This window comes from Emticicia sp. W12TSBA100-4 (assembly GCF_040253585.1).
Classification (GTDB): domain Bacteria; phylum Bacteroidota; class Bacteroidia; order Cytophagales; family Spirosomataceae; genus Emticicia.
Genome location: NZ_JBELAU010000010.1, coordinates 95206 through 119378, shown reverse-complemented (window position 1 = coordinate 119378; position 24173 = coordinate 95206). Strand labels below are relative to the sequence as shown.

At 38.1% G+C, this 24173-nt stretch carries 24 protein-coding genes; 13 read left to right on the top strand and 11 right to left on the bottom strand.

Annotation, left to right across the window (positions count from 1 at the left end; translation table 11 throughout):
- Positions 1-26 precede the first annotated feature (26 nt).
- The 3 genes from ABR854_RS15885 (at position 27) to ABR854_RS15875 (ending at position 2115) form a co-directional block, all read left to right on the top strand.
- Positions 27-608 carry a LemA family protein gene (locus ABR854_RS15885; RefSeq protein ID WP_350266401.1) on the top strand — a complete coding sequence of 194 codons (582 nt, stop codon included), beginning with the start codon at positions 27-29 and terminating at the stop codon, positions 606-608.
- Positions 609-790: 182 nt separating this feature from the next.
- Entirely contained in the window at positions 791-1225 is a 435-nt protein-coding gene (locus ABR854_RS15880) for a TPM domain-containing protein (protein ID WP_350266399.1), read from the top strand.
- Between the two features lie 128 nt (positions 1226-1353).
- Complete coding sequence (locus ABR854_RS15875) at positions 1354-2115, top strand: TPM domain-containing protein (RefSeq protein ID WP_350266398.1); 762 nt, start codon at positions 1354-1356, stop codon at positions 2113-2115.
- Positions 2116-2232: 117 nt separating this feature from the next.
- Here the strand turns inward: ABR854_RS15875 and ABR854_RS15870 are convergent, their stop codons facing one another.
- The 3 genes from ABR854_RS15870 to pth all read right to left on the bottom strand — a co-directional run bounded on the left by ABR854_RS15870 (position 2233) and on the right by pth (position 4250).
- The gene (locus tag ABR854_RS15870; RefSeq protein WP_350266397.1) at positions 2233-2775 is read right to left on the bottom strand and encodes a hypothetical protein; all 543 of its coding nucleotides are present in this window, start codon (positions 2773-2775) and stop codon (positions 2233-2235) included.
- Between the two features lie 213 nt (positions 2776-2988).
- On the bottom strand, positions 2989-3450 hold the full coding sequence (locus ABR854_RS15865; RefSeq protein ID WP_350266396.1) for a hypothetical protein: 462 nt from the start codon (positions 3448-3450) through the stop codon (positions 2989-2991).
- A 239-nt stretch (positions 3451-3689) separates the two neighbouring features.
- Entirely contained in the window at positions 3690-4250 is a 561-nt protein-coding gene (gene pth, locus ABR854_RS15860) for an aminoacyl-tRNA hydrolase (RefSeq protein ID WP_350266395.1), read from the bottom strand.
- Positions 4251-4565: 315 nt separating this feature from the next.
- Here pth and pyrR point away from each other — a divergent pair, with 315 nt between their 5' ends.
- The 3 genes from pyrR (at position 4566) to ABR854_RS15845 (ending at position 8300) form a co-directional block, all read left to right on the top strand.
- Positions 4566-5099 carry a bifunctional pyr operon transcriptional regulator/uracil phosphoribosyltransferase PyrR gene (gene pyrR, locus ABR854_RS15855; protein ID WP_350266394.1) on the top strand — a complete coding sequence of 178 codons (534 nt, stop codon included), beginning with the start codon at positions 4566-4568 and terminating at the stop codon, positions 5097-5099.
- Positions 5100-5146: 47 nt separating this feature from the next.
- The gene (locus ABR854_RS15850) at positions 5147-7027 is read left to right on the top strand and encodes a glycosyltransferase family 39 protein (protein ID WP_350266393.1); all 1881 of its coding nucleotides are present in this window, start codon (positions 5147-5149) and stop codon (positions 7025-7027) included.
- Positions 7028-7391: 364 nt separating this feature from the next.
- Positions 7392-8300: a TraB/GumN family protein gene (locus ABR854_RS15845; RefSeq protein WP_350266392.1), complete on the top strand. Its 909-nt coding sequence runs from the start codon at positions 7392-7394 to the stop codon at positions 8298-8300.
- On the opposite strand, the gene ABR854_RS15840 is transcribed toward ABR854_RS15845, so the two are convergent.
- Positions 8252-9331 carry an aminotransferase class I/II-fold pyridoxal phosphate-dependent enzyme gene (locus tag ABR854_RS15840; RefSeq protein ID WP_350266391.1) on the bottom strand — a complete coding sequence of 360 codons (1080 nt, stop codon included), beginning with the start codon at positions 9329-9331 and terminating at the stop codon, positions 8252-8254. The genes ABR854_RS15845 and ABR854_RS15840 overlap by 49 nt on opposite strands.
- Before the next feature lie 140 nt (positions 9332-9471).
- Here ABR854_RS15840 and ABR854_RS15835 point away from each other — a divergent pair, with 140 nt between their 5' ends.
- On the top strand, positions 9472-10665 hold the full coding sequence (locus ABR854_RS15835; RefSeq protein WP_350266390.1) for an MFS transporter: 1194 nt from the start codon (positions 9472-9474) through the stop codon (positions 10663-10665).
- Entirely contained in the window at positions 10662-11261 is a 600-nt protein-coding gene (locus tag ABR854_RS15830; protein WP_350266389.1) for a DUF1684 domain-containing protein, read from the top strand. Before ABR854_RS15835 ends, ABR854_RS15830 begins: the two co-directional genes overlap by 4 nt.
- A 66-nt stretch (positions 11262-11327) precedes the next feature.
- On the opposite strand, the gene ABR854_RS15825 is transcribed toward ABR854_RS15830, so the two are convergent.
- Positions 11328-11960, bottom strand: coding sequence for an acetyltransferase (locus tag ABR854_RS15825; protein ID WP_350266388.1), 633 nt, complete (start codon positions 11958-11960; stop codon positions 11328-11330).
- 61 nt (positions 11961-12021) lie between these two features.
- Positions 12022-12264 carry a molybdopterin converting factor subunit 1 gene (gene moaD, locus ABR854_RS15820; RefSeq protein ID WP_350266387.1) on the bottom strand — a complete coding sequence of 81 codons (243 nt, stop codon included), beginning with the start codon at positions 12262-12264 and terminating at the stop codon, positions 12022-12024.
- 113 nt (positions 12265-12377) lie between these two features.
- On the opposite strand from moaD, the gene ABR854_RS15815 reads away from it, so the two are divergent.
- Positions 12378-13898, top strand: a complete 1521-nt coding sequence (locus ABR854_RS15815) for an ATP-binding cassette domain-containing protein (protein WP_350266386.1) — start codon at positions 12378-12380, stop codon at positions 13896-13898.
- A 17-nt stretch (positions 13899-13915) separates the two neighbouring features.
- Here the strand turns inward: ABR854_RS15815 and ABR854_RS15810 are convergent, their stop codons facing one another.
- From ABR854_RS15810 to ABR854_RS15795, 4 genes are read right to left on the bottom strand one after another with little or no spacing between them, the layout of a single operon-like run.
- Positions 13916-14320, bottom strand: coding sequence for a hypothetical protein (locus tag ABR854_RS15810; RefSeq protein WP_350266385.1), 405 nt, complete (start codon positions 14318-14320; stop codon positions 13916-13918).
- Positions 14321-14324: 4 nt separating this feature from the next.
- Positions 14325-15551 (bottom strand): sulfite oxidase, encoded by a 1227-nt coding sequence (locus ABR854_RS15805; protein WP_350266384.1) that lies wholly within the window; start codon positions 15549-15551, stop codon positions 14325-14327.
- A gap of 6 nt (positions 15552-15557) precedes the next feature.
- On the bottom strand, positions 15558-16484 hold the full coding sequence (locus tag ABR854_RS15800; protein ID WP_350266383.1) for a YeiH family protein: 927 nt from the start codon (positions 16482-16484) through the stop codon (positions 15558-15560).
- Between the two features lie 57 nt (positions 16485-16541).
- Positions 16542-17456: a LysR substrate-binding domain-containing protein gene (locus ABR854_RS15795; RefSeq protein ID WP_350266382.1), complete on the bottom strand. Its 915-nt coding sequence runs from the start codon at positions 17454-17456 to the stop codon at positions 16542-16544.
- A gap of 98 nt (positions 17457-17554) precedes the next feature.
- On the opposite strand from ABR854_RS15795, the gene ABR854_RS15790 reads away from it, so the two are divergent.
- Together ABR854_RS15790 and ABR854_RS15785 are read left to right on the top strand one after the other, a co-directional pair.
- Positions 17555-17848 carry a putative quinol monooxygenase gene (locus ABR854_RS15790; RefSeq protein ID WP_350266381.1) on the top strand — a complete coding sequence of 98 codons (294 nt, stop codon included), beginning with the start codon at positions 17555-17557 and terminating at the stop codon, positions 17846-17848.
- Between the two features lie 41 nt (positions 17849-17889).
- On the top strand, positions 17890-18102 hold the full coding sequence (locus tag ABR854_RS15785; protein ID WP_350266380.1) for a hypothetical protein: 213 nt from the start codon (positions 17890-17892) through the stop codon (positions 18100-18102).
- A gap of 63 nt (positions 18103-18165) precedes the next feature.
- Here the strand turns inward: ABR854_RS15785 and ABR854_RS15780 are convergent, their stop codons facing one another.
- A complete protein-coding gene (locus tag ABR854_RS15780; protein ID WP_350266379.1) occupies positions 18166-19029 on the bottom strand; it encodes an AraC family transcriptional regulator in 864 nt (287 codons plus the stop codon).
- A gap of 332 nt (positions 19030-19361) precedes the next feature.
- On the opposite strand from ABR854_RS15780, the gene ABR854_RS15775 reads away from it, so the two are divergent.
- Together ABR854_RS15775 and ABR854_RS15770 are read left to right on the top strand one after the other, a co-directional pair.
- Complete coding sequence (locus tag ABR854_RS15775; protein WP_350266744.1) at positions 19362-22397, top strand: SusC/RagA family TonB-linked outer membrane protein; 3036 nt, start codon at positions 19362-19364, stop codon at positions 22395-22397.
- A gap of 13 nt (positions 22398-22410) precedes the next feature.
- Positions 22411-24078: a RagB/SusD family nutrient uptake outer membrane protein gene (locus ABR854_RS15770; protein ID WP_350266378.1), complete on the top strand. Its 1668-nt coding sequence runs from the start codon at positions 22411-22413 to the stop codon at positions 24076-24078.
- Positions 24079-24173: the final 95 nt, after the last annotated feature.

Genomic DNA, 24173 nt, shown 5'->3' with positions numbered 1-24173 from the left:
AATTACAAAAAAACGAATTAAAGACAATGAACAAAAGCACACTCATCATCGTTGGTATTTTACTCATCTTCGGTATGTACGGATGTAGCTCTTACAACGGTTTGGTAGGAAAAGACCAAGACGTGAAAGGTAAATGGGCAAACGTACAAACACAATATCAACGCCGCTCAGACTTGATTCCGAACTTGGTAAATACAGTAAAAGGTGCTGCCGATTTCGAAAAAAGTACGCTTACTGCTGTGATTCAAGCTCGTGCAAGTGCAACAGCCGTAAACATCAAAGCTGATGATTTAACTCCAGCAAACATTCAGAAATTTCAGGCTGCTCAAGACCAATTAAGTGGTGCATTAAGTCGTTTGTTAGTTTCGGTTGAAAAATATCCAGACCTAAAAGCTAACCAAAATTTCTTGGAGCTTCAATCTCAACTCGAAGGAACTGAAAACCGCATTGCAGTAGCTCGTAATGATTTCAATACATCAGTACAAGGCTATAACTCGTCGGCGTTATCGTTTCCGACCGTAATTTTTGCCAAAATCTTTGGTTTTGCTGAAAAAGGATTCTTCCAAGCGTCAGATTCGGCACAAGCCGCTCCATCAGTTAAGTTTTAATTGAAGGTAGTGTATTGAAAGAATTGAAGATTAAGGATTAAAAATTGAGGATTGTTGATTTGTTTTAATAAAATCATTCTAAAATTTTCAATCATCACTCCTTAATCTTCAATAAAAAATCTTGACTATGACGTTCCACCTCCGATGTCGAAGTTTCATTAAATTTAAAGAAAACTATAAAAATGCTTTTGTCAGAAACTGAAAAAGAAAAGATCATAGCTGCCATCAAGCAAGCCGAACTCAATACTTCGGGCGAGGTAAAAGTGCATATCGAAGAACATTGCCCTGAAGCAGACCCATTTGAACGTGCCAAACAAGTGTTTCAATACCTCAGTCTTGATACAACCGCCCAACGAAATGCAGTGTTGTTTTATTTAGCTCATGGCGACCGCAAATTTGCAGTTTTGGGCGATATCGGCATTGATAAAGTAGTACCAGCTAATTTTTGGGAAAGCACCCGTGATACATTGCGTCTGTATTTTGCTCAAAATGATTTTAGTGGTGGCTTACAAATGGGAATCAAGGAAGCGGGTTTTCAGCTCAAAAGATACTTTCCATATCAAAGTAATGACATCAACGAAATTTCAGATGATATTTCGACAGGACAAATACCTTAATCATTTACATTTGTTCCTCCCGCAGTTTTTTATTAAATCCTACACATTTGACATAAACTGGCTATTTTAAGCCATACCTTTTACTAATAACCGATAATAATCTGTGGTTTTACCACTTTAACCTCTCGATGCTTAACAGGATTTTCATATTTCTTTTTCTTATCCAAAGTTTTGTCTTTGCACAAGATATTCCGCAAAAGCCAAATCCGCCAAGATTTGTCAATGATTTGGTGGGCGGCCTATTAAGTCAAAGCGAAATCGACCAATTAGAACGAAAACTAAAAGCCTATAATGATTCAACTTCTACACAAGTAGCTATTGTAATAGTAAAAAGTGTTCAGCCTTACGATATTAGCGAATATGCGGTAAAACTCGGTAGAGAATGGGGCATCGGGCAAAAAGGAAAAAACAACGGTGTCGTATTTTTGTGGGCTCCAGGCGATAGAAAAATCTTTATAGCCACAGGCTATGGTGCAGAAGGCGGTTTGACTGACGCTTACAGCAAACGAATTATCGAACAGGTAGTAAAACCTAATTTCAAACAATTACGCTATTATCAAGGTCTTGATGAGGCTACAAATAGTATTTTCAAATATTTATCCGGCGAATTTGACGCAGAACCCACCGAAGAAGGCGATTTGGGCGATGCCATTTTTGCGATTATCTTCTTTGGTATTATTGTACTTATTATACTGTACATGTTTGGAAAAATGGGTGGCGGAAATAAAGGCGGCGGAAATCGTGGCGGTGGATTTGTGCCTTATACTACTTATACTGGCTGGGGAAGTTCCTCGGGCGGATGGTCAGGCGGTGGTGGAAGCAGTGGCGGAGGTGGTTTTGACTTCGGTGGAGGTAGCTTCGGCGGCGGCGGTGCTGGCGGAGATTATTAACCAAATTTTGAATGATAGAATAAAAAAATGAGCCTTTATCGGAAGGCTCATTTTTCGTTAAAGCAATGATTATTAGTTCGTTATCAAAATTTTCAATTCTCCATTTTCAATTCTTAATTATTCATCCCTCACCACAATTCCATCAACTTTAAAACTCTTCTTCTTACCTATAAATAATTCTTGCCAACCTTCTATTTGGTAGTTGGTGAGACGGTTTTTATCAAGCGTCATCAACAGATGCTTTTCTGATTGATACAAATAATTTTCAGTTTGCAACAGAGCTTCAATGTGTTTAGCAGATTTATCTTCATCAAAAATAATTTTCAATGATTTTACTGGTAAATTCTCTCCTTCTTTAAGCGTATAAACCGCCATCTGCGGTGTTTCTTCTTTATTATAGCTTAATTGATACGATTGCTTGTTTAAATCGGCTTGTAGAAAGAGTTCGAGTTCTTTTTGCCAATCAATTTTGTTGGTGTTCAATGCCTCTTTTTTCTCTTCGATAGCTAAGTTTTTGTGGGTAAGTGGCTGATTTTTATTGAGTTCGCTAACTTGTTGATTAACCAATCCTGCCAAATCGAAATATATTTTTGTAGAATTCTGGTTCTCGGACTCTGTACATCCGACTAATAATAAGCTGATAAAGAGCAGTTTACGCATTACAAATAATTGATAATTGAGAATTGATAATTGCAAATATTACCAACCTCTGTTAATATTAAAAATATAACATTATTTTATTGGCTTGGCGTTCCTGTACCCCCTAAAAAAACTTAACCCCACCGCTATCGAGAGCAGTGGGGTAAGCGTCCATCTATTCAACCCTAACCTATTAAACTATGAAAACTTAATATTCTTCTTGAAAGTTGAGTCTTAACGACCTAACATTTCAATTGCTGCTGGAGCAACTGCCTGTTCTGTGTCTGTTGACTCAACGTTTGATTGGTAATTCCATAAAACTTTGATAACTGCGGCGGTTGTTGTTACTTTCTGCTTCCAAACCTTTGCCTCACTGCCACGTACCTTGTTAAGTTTTACTTCGATGTTTTCTACTGCTGTGATAAATGCTGCTTTCTTGTCGGCACTCAATGTCATGAATTTAGACGGAGAGGCATTATATAAAGTCACTACTTCTGTGAAAACATTCCAATCATTTGTTTTTACTAATTTCTTCGCATTTTTTGTCATAAAATTTGCGAAACTTGCTTCAGCACCTCTAACGAGAATTACCTCATTTTTGGCTGAATCACGGTCATTTGCTTTAACAATATTTGCAGTAGTCAATAATGACCCGAATACCAATGCAAATATAACAGATTTAAATGAATTTTTCATTGTTTTGTCTTATTTTCCTTGTGGATAACGATGCAAAGGTATAAGGAAAAATAATACAATCCAAATATTGTCTATGGCCAACAACCGAATAATGTTCTAAAAATATTTGGACTTTTCTAATATTACAGATATTTAAAGTTAATTTTTAATACAAAAACAAAATATAATTCGTATTAAAAAAGTGCAACTTATATTTTATTCTAAAAATAACAAATATTAAAATTCTTTAAAAAGTACAATCATTCGTTGTAAAAATTCATTGTTCTCTCTACACCAATTGTGCAAAAATTCAAAATTATTTCGCCAACACGGTCTAATCTATCGACAAGCTGAATCATTTCATCGTCATTGAAGGCTTTTAGCACATATTCTACTTGTTTGCCTGCATGAAAGTTATTCCCTATTCCAAACCTTAATCGGTTATAAGCATTTGTACCCAATTTCTCTTCGATATTTCGTAAACCGTTTTGTCCACCGTGCGAACCTTTGGTCTTTAAGCGGAGTTTACCAAAGGGCAAAGCAAGGTCATCGCAAATCACCAGAAGGTTTTCGGTAGGAATTTTCAGGGCTTGTAACCAATAGTTGATCGCATTGCCACTGAGATTCATGTAGGTGGTTGGCTTGATACAATAAATCTGTTTTCCTTTATGTTTAAATTCAGCCGTGTAAGCGAGGCGTTCCATCTTAAACGAAAAGCCTTGTTGAACCGCCAGCCTGTCGAGGGCCATAAAACCAACGTTGTGTCGGGTAAGTGCATATTCTGGACCGATATTGCCAAGCCCAGCTATTAAATATTTCATATTTTTAGGATTTAGGCAGTAGGATTTAGGCAACGTTGTTGTTTTTAATTATTGATACATCATTAAAAATACAAAATGTAGTGCCTAAAACATATTGCCAGACAATTATTAAATAAAAATTTTCTGCAAAGTTCTTACTTTTTTATACAATTAGCATATCAAATGCTTAGTTTTACAATTTAAAATATTTACCAAAGTGGTGAGTGTAGTTGAACGTAAATTATTTCACACGCTATCGAGCATTGCAACATCGCTACGGCGACCGTCGCTACGGCGAACCGTTCACCATTCACCATTTATCATTTATCATTACAAATGAACCGACTCATTCTTAGTAATCCTTTACTCGATATTACACTCAATCGTTTGTGCCAACAATTGATTGAAAACCACGGAGATTTCTCAAATTCAGTAATCTTGGGGCTACAACCACGAGGCATTTATTTAGCCGAACGCATCACCAAAAAATTAAGAGAAGAAACCAACATTGATATAAAATTGGGGTATTTGGATGCTACTTTCTTTCGTGATGATTTCAGAAGAAGAGATAGCCCACTCAAACCCAACGAAACCAAAGTACCTTTTGTGATTGAAAACAAAAAGGTGATTTTGATTGATGATGTTTTGGCAACAGGCCGGATGGTTCGAGCGGCCATTGATGCCATGCAAGCGTTTGGTCGCCCCGAAAAAGTAGAACTTTTGTGCCTAATTAACCGCCGCTACGAGAGAGATTTGCCAATTCAGCCCGATTATACGGGTATGCGTGTAAATACGCTCGATACACAGCGTGTATTGGTAGAATGGAAAGAACAAGGCAACGAAGAAGATAAGATTTGGTTGATTGGATAATTTTTTGGAATAAGATTTGTGTAGCTACAAACAAAAGATGCAAAACAATGTCGAAACAACAAAAATCAGCTAAGAATATATCTCTAAAGCCTAACACTAAACCGCAGAATGTTGTTGCGGCTCAACCATCAAAAGATATTCGTCCAATTGTGTGGGTAGTGATTTTGGTTATAGCTACATTCGTGGCTTATGTTGGGGCTTTCAAGAATGGTTTTGTAGAATGGGACGACCAACATTACGTGACCAATAATGATTTAGTGCTAAATCCAACAGGAGCAAATATTAAAACTTTGATGGGGCGAATTGTGGCTCTCAACTATCACCCTATCACGATGCTTTCTTTAGCATTGAATGTAATTTTGTTTGGCAAAGGAGCAACTTCTTTCATCGTGACGAATGTCATTATTCATACCATCAACACGGCTTTAGTTTTTAAATTTATTCAAAGACTAACCGAAGGCAAAAACATCGTAGCTTTTCTGACGGCTTTGGTTTTTGGCCTTCACCCGATGCACGTAGAGTCGGTGGCTTGGATTGCCGAACGTAAAGACGTTTTGTATGTTTTCTTCTTTTTGCTTTCGTGTTTATCTTATCTAAGGTTTCGTAGAGAAAATAATAACAAATGGCTGATTATTAGCCTTTTGCTATTCGTTTGCTCGGCTTTATCGAAAGCAATGGCAGTGCCTTTACCCATAGTTTTATTATTGATTGATTATTGGCAAGGCCGAGAATGGCTTTCTGTTAAAAACTTGGTTGAGAAAAGTGCCTTTTTTATGGTTGCTCTTTTCTTTGGTTTGATGTCAGTCAATGTACAGGCAGGTGGCGATTTCTATGGTTTACTTACAATGACAGACAACCATAAAGCACTTTCCAGTCCGCCATTTTCGGGTTTGGAGCGAATCGCCTACCCAATGTTTGGTTATTTGAAATATCACTTGATGGCTATTTTGCCATTTGGGCTTTCAAACTTACATCCTTATCCTGTTTCGGGAAGTGCCACAAATCCTAAATATTTTCTGGCGATTGCATTCTTCATTGCATCAATCGGTATCATGGTTTGGTCGTATAGCCGCAAGAAATATATTTTCTTTGGTTGGGGCTTTTTCCTGGTTACAATCTTCTTGGTATTGCAATTTCTATCGGTTGGTAAAGCATTTATGGCCGAACGATATTCGTATTTGCCTTACGTAGGTTTGTTTTTTATGATTTTCTACGGAATTGACGAATATCTCAAAAATAACAATGTATTATTGGCGATTGGAAGCATTTTTGGCTTTGTTTGCTTAGTTATGACTATGCAGCAGGTGAAAGTCTGGAAAGATAATTTCAGTTTATGGAGCAATGCTTACGAGCAGTATCCAAACGATAATAGTATTTTGGAATCAATGGCCGATGAATATGGCCGACAAAGTCAGTTTGATAAAGTACAGGAGTTTGGAGAAAGAGCTTTGGCGATAAATACGAATAGTTATCATACTTACGAGATTTTGGCCAATGTTTATGCCTTGAAAAAAGATATTACAAAGTCTTTACAGATGTACGATAAAGCCATTGCCCTTGACTCGACCGTAGGAAATGTGTATTTCAATCGAGGAATAACACTCGTGGAGACCAATCCAGCGAAGGCGATTGAAGACTATAATAAATCAATGAGTTTGCCATCACACGATAAACTTTTTAAGATTAGAGGAGCAAGAGCGTATGCATATCTGAAACTCAATAAATTTAAAGAAGCCATCGAAGATTATACATATGTAATTGAAAACATTGATACAAACCCTTCGACATATTACACCGATAGGTCGATTGCAAAGTATAATCTGAATGATAAAGCTGGAGCAATCGCTGATTTAAAACAAGCGATTTCGCTCGACCCATCTAACCAAATTGCACAAGAAAATTTGAAATTGATTTCTTCACAAAAATAAAAATGAGTATCGCCAAGGGTGACACTCATTCTGTTTTCAACCGTTAAACCCTACCACTCAAATTAGGCAGTAGAATGTCTTTCGTAATCTACAATTCGTAAAAAAGGCACACTCGTCTCAGTTATCAATCTGATAATTAAGCTTTTACGATGGGTTGCGTTTTCTTATATCCATGAATTATTAAATATTTTGAATGTTTTTTTCCTGACAAATATTTTTTCAAGCAATGCTTTATTTTGATATACGCCTGTTTGAGAATTTTGGATTTATGAAATGTAAAAATATGTGTTCTTAACCTTGTCTCTGGGGCATCGTTGTGGCATGGTTGTTGAGAAAGTGTTTTCATCATGCTTTCCGTACTTCTATGAAAAAAAATATTCAAATCCTTCATTGTCTGGTTTTTTTCTTATTTCCTTTTCTCTCGGTTGGACAAGTACCGACTGAGAATGCCTTACTGTGGGAAGTTTCGGGAAATGGGCTGCAAAAGTCATCTTTTCTGTACGGAACAATTCATGTAGTTTGCCCCAATGATTTAAGTTTTTCGGAAGAAGCAAAAAAGGCTTTTAATACTGCTGAACAACTCTACCTCGAACTCGATTTAGATGACCCAGAATTGGCCATAAAAATGCAACGCTCGATGGCAAGTCAAACACATCTGAGAAATCTACTGAAAGCTAATGAGTATGAACAATTAGAAAGTTTTTTTAGAGAACGAACTGGCTATTCGATTGAAAGCTTGGGCATGATTAAGCCTTTTTATTTGCTTTCATATACGTATTCGCCAATGATTGGCTGTAATCAACCTATTTCGGTTGAAAAGGGACTGGCAGAAATGGCTTATATTCAAAATAAAAACATTTTCGGACTTGAAACTTTGGAAGACCAACTCTCGGTTTTTGAGAAGATTTCACAGCAAAAACAGGCAAATATACTTTTGGGGTGTATAAAAGACTTTAGTAAGATACAAGAATCGTTTCAAGTACTGTTGAAAGATTACAAAGAAGAAAACCTTAACGCTTTAGTAAAAACCTCGCTTGATTCTTACTCGGCACGCTACGAACATTTGCTTTTGGACAGAAGAAATAAACGTTGGTTGAAGAAAATAGCCAAAATTAGTGCAAAAAAATCTACATTTTTTGCTTTTGGTGCAGCTCATTTGGCTGGCGAAAAAGGTGTGATTAATTTACTACGCAAAAAGGGTTATACCGTTACTGCAGTAATGAGTCAGACTTCAGCAACTTTGCAAAACTCCTTGACTTTATCTATCAAATAATCAATTTGAGAGCTTGTGTGCCACGAACTTAGCACAATGCGTGTGTTGGGCTTGCCCGTTTTGATTGGATATGCAAAACTGTAAATAAAGATGCCTTTCTGAAACAAAAAATCATAGAGTTCGTCTCGTAAAGAATAATAAACTGGATAGTTTTCGATAGAATTAAATAATGTCTGACTATCAGATAGTTGAGAAGAAAAACGCTGAATATTATCCTTTAATTTTTGCTGATTTTTCTTATAAATTGCATCAGCGTGCATGTAGGCGTACAAGTACGCAGGTGCAATCGGCGAACAGGACGCAAAAAAAGCGGTGTGCCTTAATTTATCAATAAAATCATTATCGGCAAAAACTACTCCACCTGCGATGCCCATAGCCTTGTGTAGCGAACTAACTACTATTAATCTCACATTTTCGTTGACAGTTATTTGCTTTAAAATTCCAGAACCGTTTTTTCCCGTAATTCCCAAGCCGTGCGAATCATCAATGATGAGGGTAATTGATTGATTTTGCGGTAATGTACTCGTCCAATCGAAGTGATAAGGACTTAGTTTGATTGCATCGCAAGAATTACAAACGATGACTGAGTGAGGGGCATTTTTCTCCGAAATCTCTTCACAAATATTGCTTGCCCAAGCCTCAAAACTAACATTGGGTAAACCTACATTTGGCTCATGAAAATTGGCAGAATGACTACTTGGTGCATAGAAAAACGTTGAATTTTGCGTTTTAAGATATTGTGCCACAACTTGCCCAGCCATCATTCCCGACGAAACCGTTAGTGCTTTTTCTGCCCCAACCCAATGAGCCATTTTTTCTTCGGCTTGGTCGTAAATGTCGAGTTGTAGATTTCCATTGCGAGAACTTCCAAACGACATTCCATAGCAGTTCATGCCTTCAATCAATAATCTTTTAAAGTCGGCATCTTGGTTCATACCCAAGTAGGCTGTACCGCTATAAAAATCATACTCCTTTCCTTCGAGTAAGATTTTGTTGGATGGTAATTGGCTGATGATGAAATCGTTTGGCATTCTGGTTTTGATGAAGTTTTTTCAAGCGTGAAATTAGCTTTTTTCAAGGATAAATCTAAAAAGGTTAACTTATATAAAGGAATTATTTTCAACTCCCTTTCGTTGAAAAATTAAGAATAATTCACAAAAGCACTTCGTAAATGACTCAAAAAGAGAAACTTCTACTATTTATATTGGCCTGTATCAATTTTACGCACATCATAGATTTTATGATAATGATGCCGTTGGGGCCACAATTAATGAAAATTTTTGATATTTCACCCCGAGAATTTGGCTTTGTTGTATCGGCCTACGGTCTGAGTGCAGGAATTTCTGGCTTTTTATCGGCTTTCTTTGTCGATAATTACGACAGAAAGAAAGTGGTACTTTTTGCCTACACGGGTTTTGTTATTGGTACGCTCACTTGTGCGGTTGCTCCAACTTACGAAATTCTGATTTTGGCGAGAGTGGTGGCGGGAGTGTTCGGTGGCTTGATTGGTGCTCAAGTGCTTTCAATCGTGGCCGATACTTTTGAATATGAGCGTCGTGCCACTGCGATGGGCTTTATCACAACTGCTTTTTCGTTGGCTTCGGTGGTTGGAATTCCTGCTGGACTTTATTTGGCCAATCATTTTGGTTGGCATTCTCCGTTTTTGGTGCTTGGTGGGCTTGGCATATTGGTTATTTTTCTGATTTACCGCTACGTTCCGACACTTGATAAGCACCTAAAAAGTCGTCAACCTAAAGAAAGTCCTTTTGCCGTCATTACTGATATTACTCGAAACCCCAACCAACTTCGTGCGTTGACTCTTTCCACCATTATTATGCTGGGACATTTTAGCATAATTCCATACATTTCGCCGACTTTGGTGGCTAATGTGGGTTTTAGTCAAGATCATATTTTTCTGATTTATTTTGTGGGCGGACTCCTCACGATTTTCTCAGCTCCGATGGTTGGAAAATTGGCCGACCGCAAGGGTAAATATCCAGTTTTTGTGATTTTTGCCCTGCTTTCAATGATTCCGATTTTCTTGATAACCAATATGTTTTCGGGTATTTTGTGGGGCGTTTTAGTCATTTCGGGCATATTCTTTGTGTTTTCAAATGGCCGTTTGATTCCTACGCAAGCAATCGTATCGAATGTAGTAAGTTCTCGGCAAAGAGGCAGTTTTATGGCCATCAATTCATCGGTTCAGCTATTTGCACAAGCCATTGCAACTAATATCGGCGGGTTTATTATTCACAAAACACCTTCGGGGTATCTCGAAAACTACCCATATGTAGGATACTTTGCAATGATTATGATTTTTATGAGTATTTTTATTGCTAAAACCGTCAAACCAATCGCACAATGAAAAAACTTATTTTAGCATTCATTGCATTTGTTCCTTTAACAATTTTTGCTCAAGATTTTAAAGCCGAAATAGAAAAACACCGAGAAGAATACAAAGCTGATTTTCTAAAAAATGCGAGTTCACCACTTAAAAAGGAAGATTTTGAGTATTTACGCTTCTATGAACCCAACGAGAAATTTAAAGTTGTTTGCGAATTTATCGCAACAAAAAAAGGGAAACCTTTTGAAGTACCCACTTCATCGGGGCAAACGGCTACTTATACAAAATTTGGAGAATTGAAGTTTGAAATCGAGGGAAAATCTTATAAACTCGCTGTTTATCAATCGCTTAGGTTGAGAAATTTGCCTCAATACCGAGATTATTTGTTTATTCCGTTTAAAGATTTGACCAATGGAAAAGAAAGCTACGGCGGTGGGCGTTACCTTGATTTACACATGAAAGAAATTTCGGGTGATAAGATTTATTTAGATTTCAATAAAGCCTATAATCCTTACTGTGCTTTTAGTGTAGGTTATAGTTGCCCAATTCCGCCCAAAGAAAATCATTTAAAAGTTGTAATTGAAGCAGGCGAAAAAAACTTTGCGAAAGAGCATTGAAAGGTTGGCAGTTTTCAGTCTTCAGTTTACGTTTTAGCAGACTGCACACTGAAAACTGCCAACTGATTATATTTTCTTCGCTGGATTTCCGAAAACGGTTGTGCCATCGGCTACATTTTCGATAACTACCGAACCTGCACCCACACGAGCATTTTTACCAACCGTCACGCCCGAGATAATCACCGCTCCTGAGCCAATAAAAGCACCTTCTTCTACAACTGCTTCGCTGTTAATGATTGCTCCCGCACCAATTTGTACGTAATCGCCTACGCTTGCGTTAATGTCAACCACCGCCGAGGCATTAATGATACAATGACTACCCACCGTTGCATAAGGATTGACGATTGCACGAGCAGCAACCAAATTTCCGTGACCAATAAAGGCATCGGCCGAAACTACCGCCGTATTATGCACCGCATTGATAGGCATCGTTTTGCGGCGACTTATGAGCATTTCTATAAGTTTTTTTCGCTCTTTTGTATTTTCAAGTGCCACAAATGCTTCGGTTTTTTGCCCGATTAGCTTCAAGAAACCATCGTCGTCGGTTTCACCTAAAACCATTACATCACCAATTTCAGTGTTATGCAGTTTTTTATCATCATCTAAAAAACCATACACTACCACATTATTTCTATTGAAAATATCTAAGGCTATTTTTCCGAGATTCCCGGCACCAAAAATCAAAACTGGATTTTCCATTCTTAAATTTTATTCTTTGTTTAATAATTTACTGCGAAACTGGTATTTAGTTTCACAAATTTCAGCCACCACTTACTGGCGGAATTAATACAATTTCATCGTTTTCTTTCAAAGTGGCCGTATCTTCGGCATATTCGGAGTTGATGGCCACTCTGAGCGACTTTAAGCTTGCAAAAGTAGGAAAATTTGCTGAAAGATGCTGTTTTAAGTCGGCAACGGTGGCGGTATTTTCGAGCGAAGTTGCGTATTCAAACTGCCCGATAATGTCACGTGTGATGCCAAAACATAAGATTTTTATTTTCATATTTTTTATTTGCAGGTAAAACTATAACCACGATTTCGCAAAATAGGTTTATCGGCGTAATATTTCTGTAAGCATTCTGAAATTTTTTCCTGTGAAATTAAAAATAACCTATCTTGCACCGAAAACTAAATAGAAGTAAAACAACGATTTTTGATTTGATGATAACATTCGACGAAGTAAGTATTCAGAAAGGCGACCGCACGGTTTTGTCAACGATTAATTGGGAAGCTAAAGAAAAAGAAAATTGGGCGATTATCGGTGGAAATGGCTCAGGAAAAAGCACTTTTTTGGAAGCGATTGCAGGAAAGATTTTCCCAACAAAAGGCCGAATCACAAAACCAAATTATGACGAAATTGCTTTCGTAGCTAAAGATTACAGTTTTAACAGAATCGTGCAGGCGGCTACGCAATATTATCAACAACGTTTCAATTCGCAAGATGCCGAAATTTCGCCAACGGTACGAGAAATCCTACAAAATCAAATCAAGCCAATCGGTACGGTCGATGAAAAATCGGTTGATTTACCGCCGTTGCCTTATTCGGAAGATGAATTGATTGAAGCTGCTAAGTTACTTAAAATCAGTCATTTACTCGAACGAAAAATCGTCACTTTATCAAACGGTGAAACTCGTCGCACGCTCATCACGCTTTCGTTGTTACGTAAACCCAAAGTGCTTTTGCTCGATAATCCATTTGTCGGACTTGACATCGAAAGCCGTGCAACTTTACACCAAGTACTTAATCAAGTGGCGGCATCGGGTATTCAGATTATCATGGTTACGACGCCCAAGGAAATCCCTTCGTGCATTACGAATGTCATTGAGCTTCAAAATGGAAAAATAAAGAATATCTCTACACAAATTTCTGATTTTCAACAAATTATCCACAATTCGGGCATAAAGATAGATGCTGATATTTTGGCCTCGGTTAAGAAAATTCCAGCAAAAAATGATTTCAAATATGCCTTAAATATGCGAAACATGACCGTTACTTACAAAGGTGTAAACGTAGTTGACGGTGTAAATTGGCAAGTAAAACGTGGCGAAAAATGGGCTTTAATGGGGCCAAATGGCTCAGGAAAAAGTACAATTTTGAGTTTGATTACAGGCGATAATCCACAAGGATACCAGAATGATTATGATTTGTTCGACCGTAAGCGTGGTAGTGGCGAAAGTATTTGGGACATTAAGCACCGAATCGGCTTTGTTTCGCCCGAGTTGCATCTGTATTTTACTCGCCAAACTGAAGTTTGGAAGGCAGTAGCTTCGGGCTTGTTCGATTCGGCAGGGCTTTTCAAGAAATTAACCGATGAAGAGCGTACAATAACCGACAATTATCTTAAACTTCTGAATATTAGCCATTTATCCGAACGAAAGATTTATCAACTCTCTACGGGTGAGCAGCGACAAGTATTTTTGGCAAGAGCATTGGTGAAAAATCCACCATTACTACTGCTTGATGAACCATGCCAAGGACTCGACTACGAACACGTGATTTATTTCCGAGATTTAGTAAACGAATTGGTGCTTGAACTCAACAAAACCCTCATTTATGTGACTCACTACGAAGAAGAAATTCCTGCGTGTGTCGATAAACGCCTAAGCCTTAGTAAAGGAAAAGTGATAAATAGCTAAGTAATAAAATCAATGAATTACTTTAACTTATACCATTCTATGCCCTTCAAAGCAGCTCTGCGGTTAACAGTTTCTGAAGCTGGATAGTTTTTGGCCAAATAATCAAGAATGACGGGCTCGGTATCGCCCAATGCCCAAAGTTTTTGCTTTTGCTGCATCCATCTAATTTTTTCGAGCCAACCAGCACGGTCTGTGTGGAATTGAGTAATCAGTTTACTCGAATGGCAGCCTGTGCAATGTGCTGTCACCATGTCAAGCCCTTTATCTACAATTAGGCCTGTTGCTTTATCAATTTTTACAGTAGAATCCACAGTCATTACTGCGAAATCCTTTTTATTACTTAGGTCTTCCTGCTTCAAGCCCGCACTAATCATGATTACCGCACTGAAGACCAACAAGAATATTTTATGTATGTTTTTCATAGTTTTAACCAATTTTTACGGCAATTCGGTGACAAGAATTATTCAAATACCCACCTGGATTCCACGCTGGAATAACCATTGGTTGCCCAATTCCATTCGCATCGGTTGCTTTTGCCCAAATTTCATAATAGCCCTTTTTCGGGAAACTCACTTTAGTTGACCATCGTTGCCAAGCCAAACGATTTTTAGGTTTTCGTAACTCGCATTTTTGCCAAGTTGCTCCAAAATCAATCGAAATTTCCATGTTTTTTACTTCCAAATCTCCTGCCCAAGCGTGTCCACGCAAATCGAGTGTGCGACCTTCTTCGAGCATTGCTCCCGATTTTGGGTACGTAATCACCGATTTTACTGGCATTGACTCAATAATTTTCAAATCTGCATCAGCAATTTTTCCACCTGCTTCAATCGGATACGCTGGTACACGATAACTATGTCCGCTCATTTTTTCGCCATCATGTATTTTATTTCGGATAGAAATTCTGCTCAACCATTTACCCGAAACCGATGCTGGCCAACCACCAACCACCAAGCGAAGCGGAAAACCGTGCATCACAGGAATATCCTTTCCATTCATTGCCCAAGCCAAAAGCGTTTCTTCTTCGAGAGCTTTTTTCATGGGTACACCTCTCGAAATTGGCGATTTTGTGGCATCTCCACTCAAATGAATATCTTTTCCATAATAACCAATATAAACCGCATCGTCTTTTATTCCTACACTTTCAAGCACGTCACGCAACCTTACACCTGTCCATTCAGCACAGCTTACCGCACCATCTTGCCACTGATTTCCCGATGTTTGTGGACTAAAACCATAACGACCATTTCCAGCACATTCGAGCGTAAGTTGGTAGGTGTAGGTTTTAAATTTTGTCTTTAAATCATTCAATGTGAACACTTTACGAGATTTTGCCGATTCTCCATCAATCACCAATTCCCACTTTGTAGCATCAATATTTTCGGGCAGATTACCATTATTGCGAACAAACATTTTATCGGCTGGCGTAACTTCATCATCGAGCAAATGAGGTGGAGTTTCAACATTCCAAGGGCGGTCGTTGAGTAGCATCAAGTCTTTGTTTTTTCCTTCAGGAAGGTCGATAAAGGCTTTTTCTCCTAAAATTTCTACTTCTTTGGGTAGGTGTTTAGCAAAAACCACATCGCTGCCAAGTACTGTTGCTATACTTAAAATGCTTTTTTGAATAAACGATCGACGATTATTATTTACTTCCATAATGGATTAAGATTGAAAATGATGAATCACATAATACAAAGATAACAGACAAACGATAATCCAAAGCCCAACGGCTTGAAAAACTACTTTACCGCCAATTTTTTTTAGATTTTCGACCGAAATCCCCGAGCCAATCAGCAGTAAACTAACGACCATTATTTGTTTTGAAATACCATAAAGTGATAAATAAAAACTTTTATATGCAGGAAAAAAGCTAAAAAGGCACGATGCCAAGATAAAACCAATAATAAATGAAGGAATCTTGAAAGATTCACGGTTTTTGCTAAAACCAAGCACTAAAATCAACGAAACAGGGATAATCCAGATGATTCGGAGCATTTTTGTGATAGATGCAATACTCAAAGCCACATCGCCATATTTGGCGGCAGCACCCACAACCGAACTTGTATCGTGGATAGCAATGGCTGCCCAAGTACCAAATTGTACCTGCGAAAGCCCCAGCCAATGACCAATAGCAGGAAAAACAAATAAAGCGATAGCATTGAGCAAAAACACCACGCCCGTCGAAACCGACAGTTTATCGGTATCAGCTTTGATTACCGACCCCACGGCCGCAATGGCACTTCCTCCGCAGATGGCCGTACCAGCCGAAATGAGCAGCACAATGGTTTTATCAAGTTTCAAAAATTTACCAATCAGAAAACCCATCGACAGCACGCCAAGCACAAAAAGTGCAGTTGTTCCGATATTTTCTTGACCTTCTTTGGCCAAAATTTGAATATTAATACCAAATCCTAAGCCAATTACCGAGGCTTTTAGTAAATACCCGCCCCAAATATTGGTTTTATCTTTGTCTGGATTTCCGACCGTCAAGGCAAAAACTAAACCCAAAAACAAAGCCCAGGTTGAGTTGATGACAGGAAAACAACAGATAATTGCCAAGACTCCGAGTATGATTGTTTGTTTTTTCATGGGTCAAAGGTAGAACCCAAAAGACAGCACAAACAAATCGTATTTTTTTATAATCAATTACTTTTGGTTATAGTGTCGATTAGCAAACTGCATAAATATCGAAGAAAGGTTATCTTGCTGACCGTGTAGATTGACAAACGAAAAAGTACGTAAAATTTCAAAATCTTGAATGTTGATGATGCGAAATTCTTCACGTTTAAGTTCTTTCTGAATCGCCCGAATCGACATGAACGACATGGCCTGCGAATGCTCCAAAAACGACTTGATACTTTCGGTGCTGCCGAGGTGCATCACTATCGAAAGGTTCGATAATTTCAAGCCTTTTTCTTTCAATGCACTTTCAATCACTTCGAGCGTGCCTGAGCCTCGTTCTCGTAGCACGAGCGGAATGTTGGGCAAATCATTTAAACTGATGCTTGTTTGTTTAGCAAACTTACTTTTTGTATGAACCACCGCCACCAATTCATCGTCCATAAATTCGGTATATTTCAGGCTATTATGGTGCTTTTTGCCTTCTACAATTCCTAAATCTATATTTTTTGATAAAACTGCATTTTCAATAAACTCCGAATTTCCGTTGAGGAGCGTGAGTTCGATTTGAGGAAATTTTTCGTGGAAAGATGCCAAAATTGGCGAAATTAGATACTGCCCAATGGTGGTACTTGCTCCCAGTCGAAGGCTACCTTGGTATTGTTTTTTGAGGGTTCCAAGTTCAAAAATTGCTTCTTGATAAAGCCTAAAAATCTCAGTTGCATACCGAAAAAGGACTTCGCCCGCCGCAGTCAAAACAATGAAGTTTCCTTTGCGTTCAAAGAGCCGAACACCCAACGATTCTTCCAAAAGTTTGATGTGTTTGGTTACGGCAGGTTGCGTGATGAATAGCTCGGCAGCAGCTTTTGTAAAGCTCTGATTTTTGCTGACTGAGTAGAAAACCTTTAACCTAAAATCATCCATCGAAAGTTTTTTTTTCAAAAATAGTATAACTTTTCGTAATACTTAAAGCATTCATGAATTTGATGATGAGGTCAGTAGAAAAAAATATGTATTTTTGTTGAAAATCAAAAAAGTTTATGCTCATACGGTACGTCAGAATGACTTTTCAGGCCGATAAAGTCAGTGAGTTTGAAGAAATATTTAATAGCTCGAAGGATAAAATTAGAGCTATGCAGGGTTGTTGTCATCTCGAACTGATGCGAGACATCAATCAACCTAATATTTACATGACTCACAGCCATTGGGAATCGGAAACTGATTTGAATAATTACCGAGATTCTGAGCTCTTCAAAGCCACTTGGGCAAAAACGAAAGTACTTTTTGCTGAAAAACCTTTGGCATTTTCGGTCGAAAGCCTAACGGTGGCGTAATTTTTGAACAAAGTTTTCGTTGAATAATAAAACCTTAGAAAATGAAAAAAGTAGCAATATTATCACTTTTGGGAATCTTGGCTTTAACACCAGAGTTTTCGCAAGCAGCTGATTATAAAATAAATAGCATCAGCGAAACAAAGGAAGTAAACGGTGGCGGCCGCAGAAAAAAGAATGGCTCTTACAGAAAGAAAAAAGGCTTTATGTGGGGAATATTCAAAGGCAAAAGCCAGTGCGATTGCCCGAAACATTAAATTAGTCGGCAGTTTTCAGTGGGCAATCTTCAAAAAATATGATTGCAAACTGAAAACTGCCAACTATTCGAGAAACTTAGTTCGATACGCCAAAGGCGTTATTTTCTTGATAGCTTTGAATTGACGATTGAAGTTTGAAAGATTATTGAAACCGCTTTCAAACGAAATTTCGGCTACACTCATTTTATCGACCATCAATAGTTTGCAAGCATGTTCGATGCGTATTTCAGCCAAAAACTGGGTAAAAGTTCGGCGAGTACGTTTTTTAAAATATCTGCTAAAAGCCGATTCACTCATATTTGCCAAATCGGCAACGTCTTTCAACTGAATTTCTTCTTGGTATTTGAGCATCACATACTCAAATACTTTGTTCATACGAGCCGAGTCAACTTCATTTCGGAGCGAAATTGGGTTGGTTGTTAAGTCTTGTTTATCTTCACTTTCGCACAAAATCGTCAGAATCGAAATCATCTCCAACAGACGCTCCATGCCCACTAAATTGGGTAGATTCTTAAACTTAGGTGTTACTTTTGCCACCGTTTTTTCGCCAAAACTCAAGCCCCTTTTCGAGCGTTCGAGTAAAGCTTTTATTGCCTGACTTTCGGGTAATTGAAGGAATTTTTCGCCTAAAAAATCTTCTAAAAAGTGAATAACTAACGAGCGAGCCTTTAGCTTAGAATCTTTGTTGTAAAAATCTTCATCGTTGCGGTAATAATGTGGCAGATACGAGCCAATCATGCAAAGGTCACCAGCCTTAAAATCTGTGATGCTACTTCCCACAAATCGTTTTCCTGTACTGTCTAAAACTAACACAATTTCGTACTCTGGATGATAATGCCACGGCGTAGAGAAATAAGGAGTTTCTTGCACAAACAGATTGAATGATGAATCGGCAGGATTTGATATTTTGAGTAACTGAGGTTTCATTTTTTCAAGAATCATGTTTTGGTCTGACCTTATAGTTGCTTTTAACTATTTTATTTTACAAAAAATATTAAAAACATCCTACTTATGGGACTAAATAATAGACATATGACAGCTAATTTACGACATAAACGGTAGAAAGTACATTCTTGATGTACTTATTTGTCAAAAAAATATTAGAAATGGGTTAAATTTTAGTGGTAGAAAAATTATTATAGACGTAGATTTGTAACTATTCTAATTAAAAATTTACTTATTTTTAGTTCGTCTATTTTTCACCTTATATTTATTAACTAATCCTTTATTAATTGAGTATGAAACAATTACTACTTAAGATGATGCTCAGCTTGGCTATTCTGATTAGCTGGCAATTTGCCGAAGCCCAAGGCAGAGCAGTATCAGGCAAGGTTTCTGATGCTGGTGGCAATCCGCTACCAGGAGTAAGCGTAACAGTAAAAGGTACATCGCAAGGAGCAATCTCAGATGTAGCAGGAAAGTTTTCGGTACAAGCTGCCAACAATGCGACCTTGGTATTTAGCTATATTGGCTACAAAGCACAAGAGGTAAAAGTGGGCAATCAAAGCAGTTACGATGTAACATTAGAAGAAGATGCGGCAGCATTGAGTGAAGTTGTGGTTGTTGGTTACGGTACACAGAAGAAAAGCCAAATGACTGGTGCAATATCACAAGTAACTGCCAAGCAAATTACAGAAATGCCACTTACCAATTTAGGACAAGCCCTACAAGGCCGTGCCGCAGGGGTGGACGTTTCGCAATCAGGTTCAAAACCAGGTGCAGCTCCACGTATCTTGATTCGTGGTCGTAGGTCATTCAATGCGGGTAACGACCCACTTTATGTTGTAGATGGTATTCCATTATCGGCTGGTTATGAAGACATCAATCCGAATGACATTCAGTCTATGGAAGTATTGAAAGATGCAACTGCTACTGCCATTTATGGTGCAAGAGGTGCGAATGGTGTAATTTTGGTAACAACCAAAAGAGGTGCAAGCAAAGGAAAAACAACAGTAACTTTGGATACTTACGCTGGTGCATCAAACGCATATAGTAAATTGGAGTTATTTTCGGGAGAAGAGTTTGCTGAATATGTAAGAGAGGCTTATAGAGCTACTAACTTATATAAAGACGCTGCTGGAAATCCTGTTCCAACAGGTGTTGCAGATGCAGCAGCTGACGCTAAAGTAGCAGTTTTAGGTGGTGACCCTAATGTTGCGGCTGGTATTGCGGCTGGACGAAACACCCAATATCAAGATTTAATTTTAAGAACAGGTATGATGCAAAATCATACAATTGGTATTCAAGGTGGAAACGATAAAACATCTTTTTATATTTCTGCTGGTTTCTTCCAAGATAAGGGTATTACAAAACTATTGGATTTTACACGTAATTCGCTTCGTGCAAACATTGACCACCAAGTAAACAAAAGATTGAAAGTTGGTTTGTCATCGTATATGATGTATTCGATTAGAAACGGTGAGAACTTAAACCCTTACGGAAATACATTAAATGCTAACCCACTTGGAGCGGCTTATAATGCAGATGGTTCTTTGATCTTCGAACCAACAAACGATGCCTTATTATCTAATCCACTTTCAGAAGTTGAGCCAGGGGTTAATGTTGATAATACTAAGCGATACAGAATCTTTAATTCAATCTATGCAGAAGTTAAAATCATTGATGGGCTAACCTATCGCTTAAACTTAGGGCCTGATTTTACTCTGTCACGTTGGGGTCGCTTTATCGGTTCAGAAACAAACGCTCGTCGTCGTGGTGATGCCCAAGCATTCAACGAAAATCGTTTTGGTTTCAACTTCACTATGGAAAACATCGTGAACTACAATAAAACTTTCGGAAAACACTCATTAAATGTAACAGGTGTACAATCTATTCAAAAGGATAATTTTGAAAGATACAGAACTGAGGTTCAAGGGATACCAGCTCAGGCACAATCGTTTTATAGTTTAAATTCTGCAACATCAGTTTTGGGAACTCAATCTTCGCTTACTGAATGGACTATTGCTTCATTAATGGGTCGTATCAATTACTCATTTAATGACAAATATTTATTAACTGTAACTATGCGTCGTGACGGTTCAAGCCGTTTCGGTGAAAATACTAAATATGGTAACTTCCCAGGTATAGCCGTTGGTTGGAATATCACCAACGAGCCATTCATGAAAAGTGTTACGTTCATAGATTTGTTAAAACTTCGTGGAGGTTGGGGTAAAGTAGGAAACCAAGGGGTTGCTCCTTATCAAACACAAGGATTATTGGGTCGTACTACTTATGCTTTCGGTGCAACAGGAGCATTCGGATTTAGACCAGGTACGATTAGTAACCCAGATTTAAGATGGGAGTCTTCTGGAAATGCTAACGTTGGTTTAGACTTCTCTATTTTCCGTGGTCGTGTACAAGGTTCATTGGAGTTTTATGAAACAAATACCAAAAGCCTTCTCTTAAACGATTTCTTGCCTGGTTCGGTTGGATTTAATTTCTTCAGTAATAACGTAGGTCATACAAGAAATAAAGGTGTTGAATTTGGAGTAACTACAGTAAACGTTAACTCAAAAAATGGTTTTAAATGGACAACTGACTTCCAATTTACTCGAAACAGAGAAGAAATCGTTGAATTATACAACGGTAAAGTGGATGATTTAGGAAACAGATGGTTTATCGGTTATCCATTGAATACTTACTTTGATTTCAAGAAAGCAGGCATTTGGCAAACTAACGAAGCTGATTTAGCTAAGTCGTATGGTTCGGAAGTTGGACAAATCAAAGTACAGGATACTGACGGTGATGGTAGAATTACTGCTGCTGACCGTGTAATTATTGGTAATGACGTTCCGAAATGGTCGGGTGGTCTTACAAATAGATTTGAATTCAAAGGGTTTGACTTGAGCTTCTTCTTATTTGGTCGTTTCGGCAATACTATTTTGTCTGGATTCCACAGAAACCAATTACAATTGGCTGGTCGTTATCAGCAAATCAAAGTTGATTATTGGACTCCTAATAATCCAACTAATGAGTTCCCACGTCCGAAAAGCAACCAAGAGTTCCCAGTATATAACTCAACCCTTTTCTACTATGACGGAACTTTCATTAAGTTGAGAAATATCAACTTTGGATATACATTTAGCAAGAATATCGCTAAGAAAATCGGTGCAGAGTCGTTGCGTTTATATTCATCAATACAACAACCTAAAATTTGGTCTTCTTACTTGACTAAGTATAATGGTGTTGACCCTGAAGCTGCTATCACTGGTTCTCCAACGGGTACGACTGAGGTAAATAGTGGAGTTACTCCATCTACTACAGTAACTACATTTGGTTTAAATATTACATTCTAAAGTATTAATTATCATGAACATAAATAAAATAAAGGCATTTGCAATAGGTGGAATGCTACTTATGAGTACTTCTTGCCAAGATTTACTAAAAGAAGAGGTAATTTCAAACATCGGTAACGATTACATGAATACTGCCAAAGGATTTGAGGATGCAACCAAGGCAGCGTATTCTTCCCTCAGAACCTTTTATGGCACGCAATTAGGTCTAACTTTTACCGAATATGGTACAGATATTTACGCCACTGGTGCCGATGGTGGATATAAAGGTTTTCATTTCTACGATACCCAAATTCAACCAACCGTAGATTATTTGGCTATATTGTGGGATGAAATGTACAGAGGGATAAATACCTGTAATGCTGTAATCTCAAGAGCAGGAGCCGTAACAGGGGTTTCGGATGCAACAAAAAAATTGAGAATTGCCGAAGTTAAGTTTTTGAGAGCTCACTATTATTATATTCTACATGAGCAGTTTGGCCCGCTTGATTTGAGACTAACTGAAACTTTGGCTCCTACCAAAGAAAGCAAAAGAAACAGTTCGGCAGAAGTTTATGCTCAAATTATCAAAGACTGTACTGAAGCAATAGCTGATTTAGAGAATAAAGGACATTCGAGTGATTATGGTAGAGCTACGAAAGCTTCGGCTGAGGCACTATTAGCAAAGGTACTTTTAGCAAAAGCTTATGGTCCAAATAAAGCTGCCGATGATTTCCAAAAAGCTGCCGATTTGTGTACTAACCTTATTACAAAATATGGTTTTAAACTATTAGATGATTTTGCCGCTGTACACGACGAAAATAATCAACAAAATTCGGAAGTGGTTTTTGCTGTACAATATACTACCGACCAAATTACTAATGCTACCAATGTAGGTGGTGAAGGTGGTGGTGGAAATAACCTTCACTTGTTTTTCGGTATGCAGTATGATACGCAAGCAGGTATGGTGCGTGATGTATTCTATGGCCGTCCGTTCAAGCGTTTGAGACCAACAAATTACTGTTTGACTACTGTTTTTGGAGAAAGAGATAATGATTCTCGTTACAAAAAGTCGTTTAGAGATACATGGAAATGTAATAGCCCTGGTTCGTTTAACACTTCATTCGACAACTCAAAGTCTCGTGTGACGTTTGCTGCGGGTGATACTACAATCTTTATCCCTGGTTTTGAAATGAGCCAAGCAGAGAGAGCCAAAAGGAAGTATCAGGTATTGGTTCCAAGTAGATATGACGAGGCTTTATTCCCAACTTTGCAGAAGTTTTTCGACACCAAGCGTTCAGACAGAACAGAGCCGAGAGGTTCAAGAGATTACTTCGTTTGGAGATTGGCAGATATTCATCTGATGCGTGCAGAAGCATTATTCCAGTTAGGCAAAAAAGCCGAAGCACTTGCTGATATAAACTTGGTAAGAGAAAGAGCTGCTTGGCCAGGCAAAAAAGATGCAATGAAAATTACTCAGGATCAATTGACTTTTGACTTTATCGTAGAAGAACGTGCCAGAGAATTAGCAGGTGAGCAAACACGTTGGTTAGATTTGAAACGTTGGGGGCTTTTAGTAGATAGAGTAAAAAAATATAATCCACAAGCTCAAGCTGTGGCAGACAAACACTATTTACGTCCAATACCACAAACACAAATTGACCGTTCGGCTGCTGGTGCTTTTGCCCAAAACCCAGGATATTAATATTTAGTAGATTTGTTTCATCATAGTACTCAGAGAGACTCCTCCGCTTCGAGGAGTCCTCTTTTTTTCTAAGAGTTTCTGTTTAATTTTTTGAA

Coding starts and splice junctions, on each gene's coding strand:
- ABR854_RS15835 (WP_350266390.1), top strand. CDS start 9,472: ATGACTCAAAAAGAGAAACTTCTACTATTTATATTGGCCTGTATCAAT.
- ABR854_RS15880 (WP_350266399.1), top strand. CDS start 791: ATGCTTTTGTCAGAAACTGAAAAAGAAAAGATCATAGCTGCCATCAAG.
- ABR854_RS15845 (WP_350266392.1), top strand. CDS start 7,392: ATGAAAAAAAATATTCAAATCCTTCATTGTCTGGTTTTTTTCTTATTT.
- ABR854_RS15840 (WP_350266391.1), bottom strand. CDS start 9,331: ATGCCAAACGATTTCATCATCAGCCAATTACCATCCAACAAAATCTTA.
- ABR854_RS15790 (WP_350266381.1), top strand. CDS start 17,555: ATGCTCATACGGTACGTCAGAATGACTTTTCAGGCCGATAAAGTCAGT.
- ABR854_RS15780 (WP_350266379.1), bottom strand. CDS start 19,029: ATGAAACCTCAGTTACTCAAAATATCAAATCCTGCCGATTCATCATTC.
- ABR854_RS15865 (WP_350266396.1), bottom strand. CDS start 3,450: ATGAAAAATTCATTTAAATCTGTTATATTTGCATTGGTATTCGGGTCA.
- pth (WP_350266395.1), bottom strand. CDS start 4,250: ATGAAATATTTAATAGCTGGGCTTGGCAATATCGGTCCAGAATATGCA.
- ABR854_RS15830 (WP_350266389.1), top strand. CDS start 10,662: ATGAAAAAACTTATTTTAGCATTCATTGCATTTGTTCCTTTAACAATT.
- ABR854_RS15805 (WP_350266384.1), bottom strand. CDS start 15,551: ATGGAAGTAAATAATAATCGTCGATCGTTTATTCAAAAAAGCATTTTA.
- ABR854_RS15775 (WP_350266744.1), top strand. CDS start 19,362: ATGATGCTCAGCTTGGCTATTCTGATTAGCTGGCAATTTGCCGAAGCC.
- ABR854_RS15770 (WP_350266378.1), top strand. CDS start 22,411: ATGAACATAAATAAAATAAAGGCATTTGCAATAGGTGGAATGCTACTT.
- ABR854_RS15850 (WP_350266393.1), top strand. CDS start 5,147: ATGTCGAAACAACAAAAATCAGCTAAGAATATATCTCTAAAGCCTAAC.
- ABR854_RS15785 (WP_350266380.1), top strand. CDS start 17,890: ATGAAAAAAGTAGCAATATTATCACTTTTGGGAATCTTGGCTTTAACA.
- ABR854_RS15800 (WP_350266383.1), bottom strand. CDS start 16,484: ATGAAAAAACAAACAATCATACTCGGAGTCTTGGCAATTATCTGTTGT.
- ABR854_RS15825 (WP_350266388.1), bottom strand. CDS start 11,960: ATGGAAAATCCAGTTTTGATTTTTGGTGCCGGGAATCTCGGAAAAATA.
- ABR854_RS15870 (WP_350266397.1), bottom strand. CDS start 2,775: ATGCGTAAACTGCTCTTTATCAGCTTATTATTAGTCGGATGTACAGAG.
- ABR854_RS15810 (WP_350266385.1), bottom strand. CDS start 14,320: ATGAAAAACATACATAAAATATTCTTGTTGGTCTTCAGTGCGGTAATC.
- pyrR (WP_350266394.1), top strand. CDS start 4,566: ATGAACCGACTCATTCTTAGTAATCCTTTACTCGATATTACACTCAAT.
- ABR854_RS15875 (WP_350266398.1), top strand. CDS start 1,354: ATGCTTAACAGGATTTTCATATTTCTTTTTCTTATCCAAAGTTTTGTC.
- ABR854_RS15885 (WP_350266401.1), top strand. CDS start 27: ATGAACAAAAGCACACTCATCATCGTTGGTATTTTACTCATCTTCGGT.
- moaD (WP_350266387.1), bottom strand. CDS start 12,264: ATGAAAATAAAAATCTTATGTTTTGGCATCACACGTGACATTATCGGG.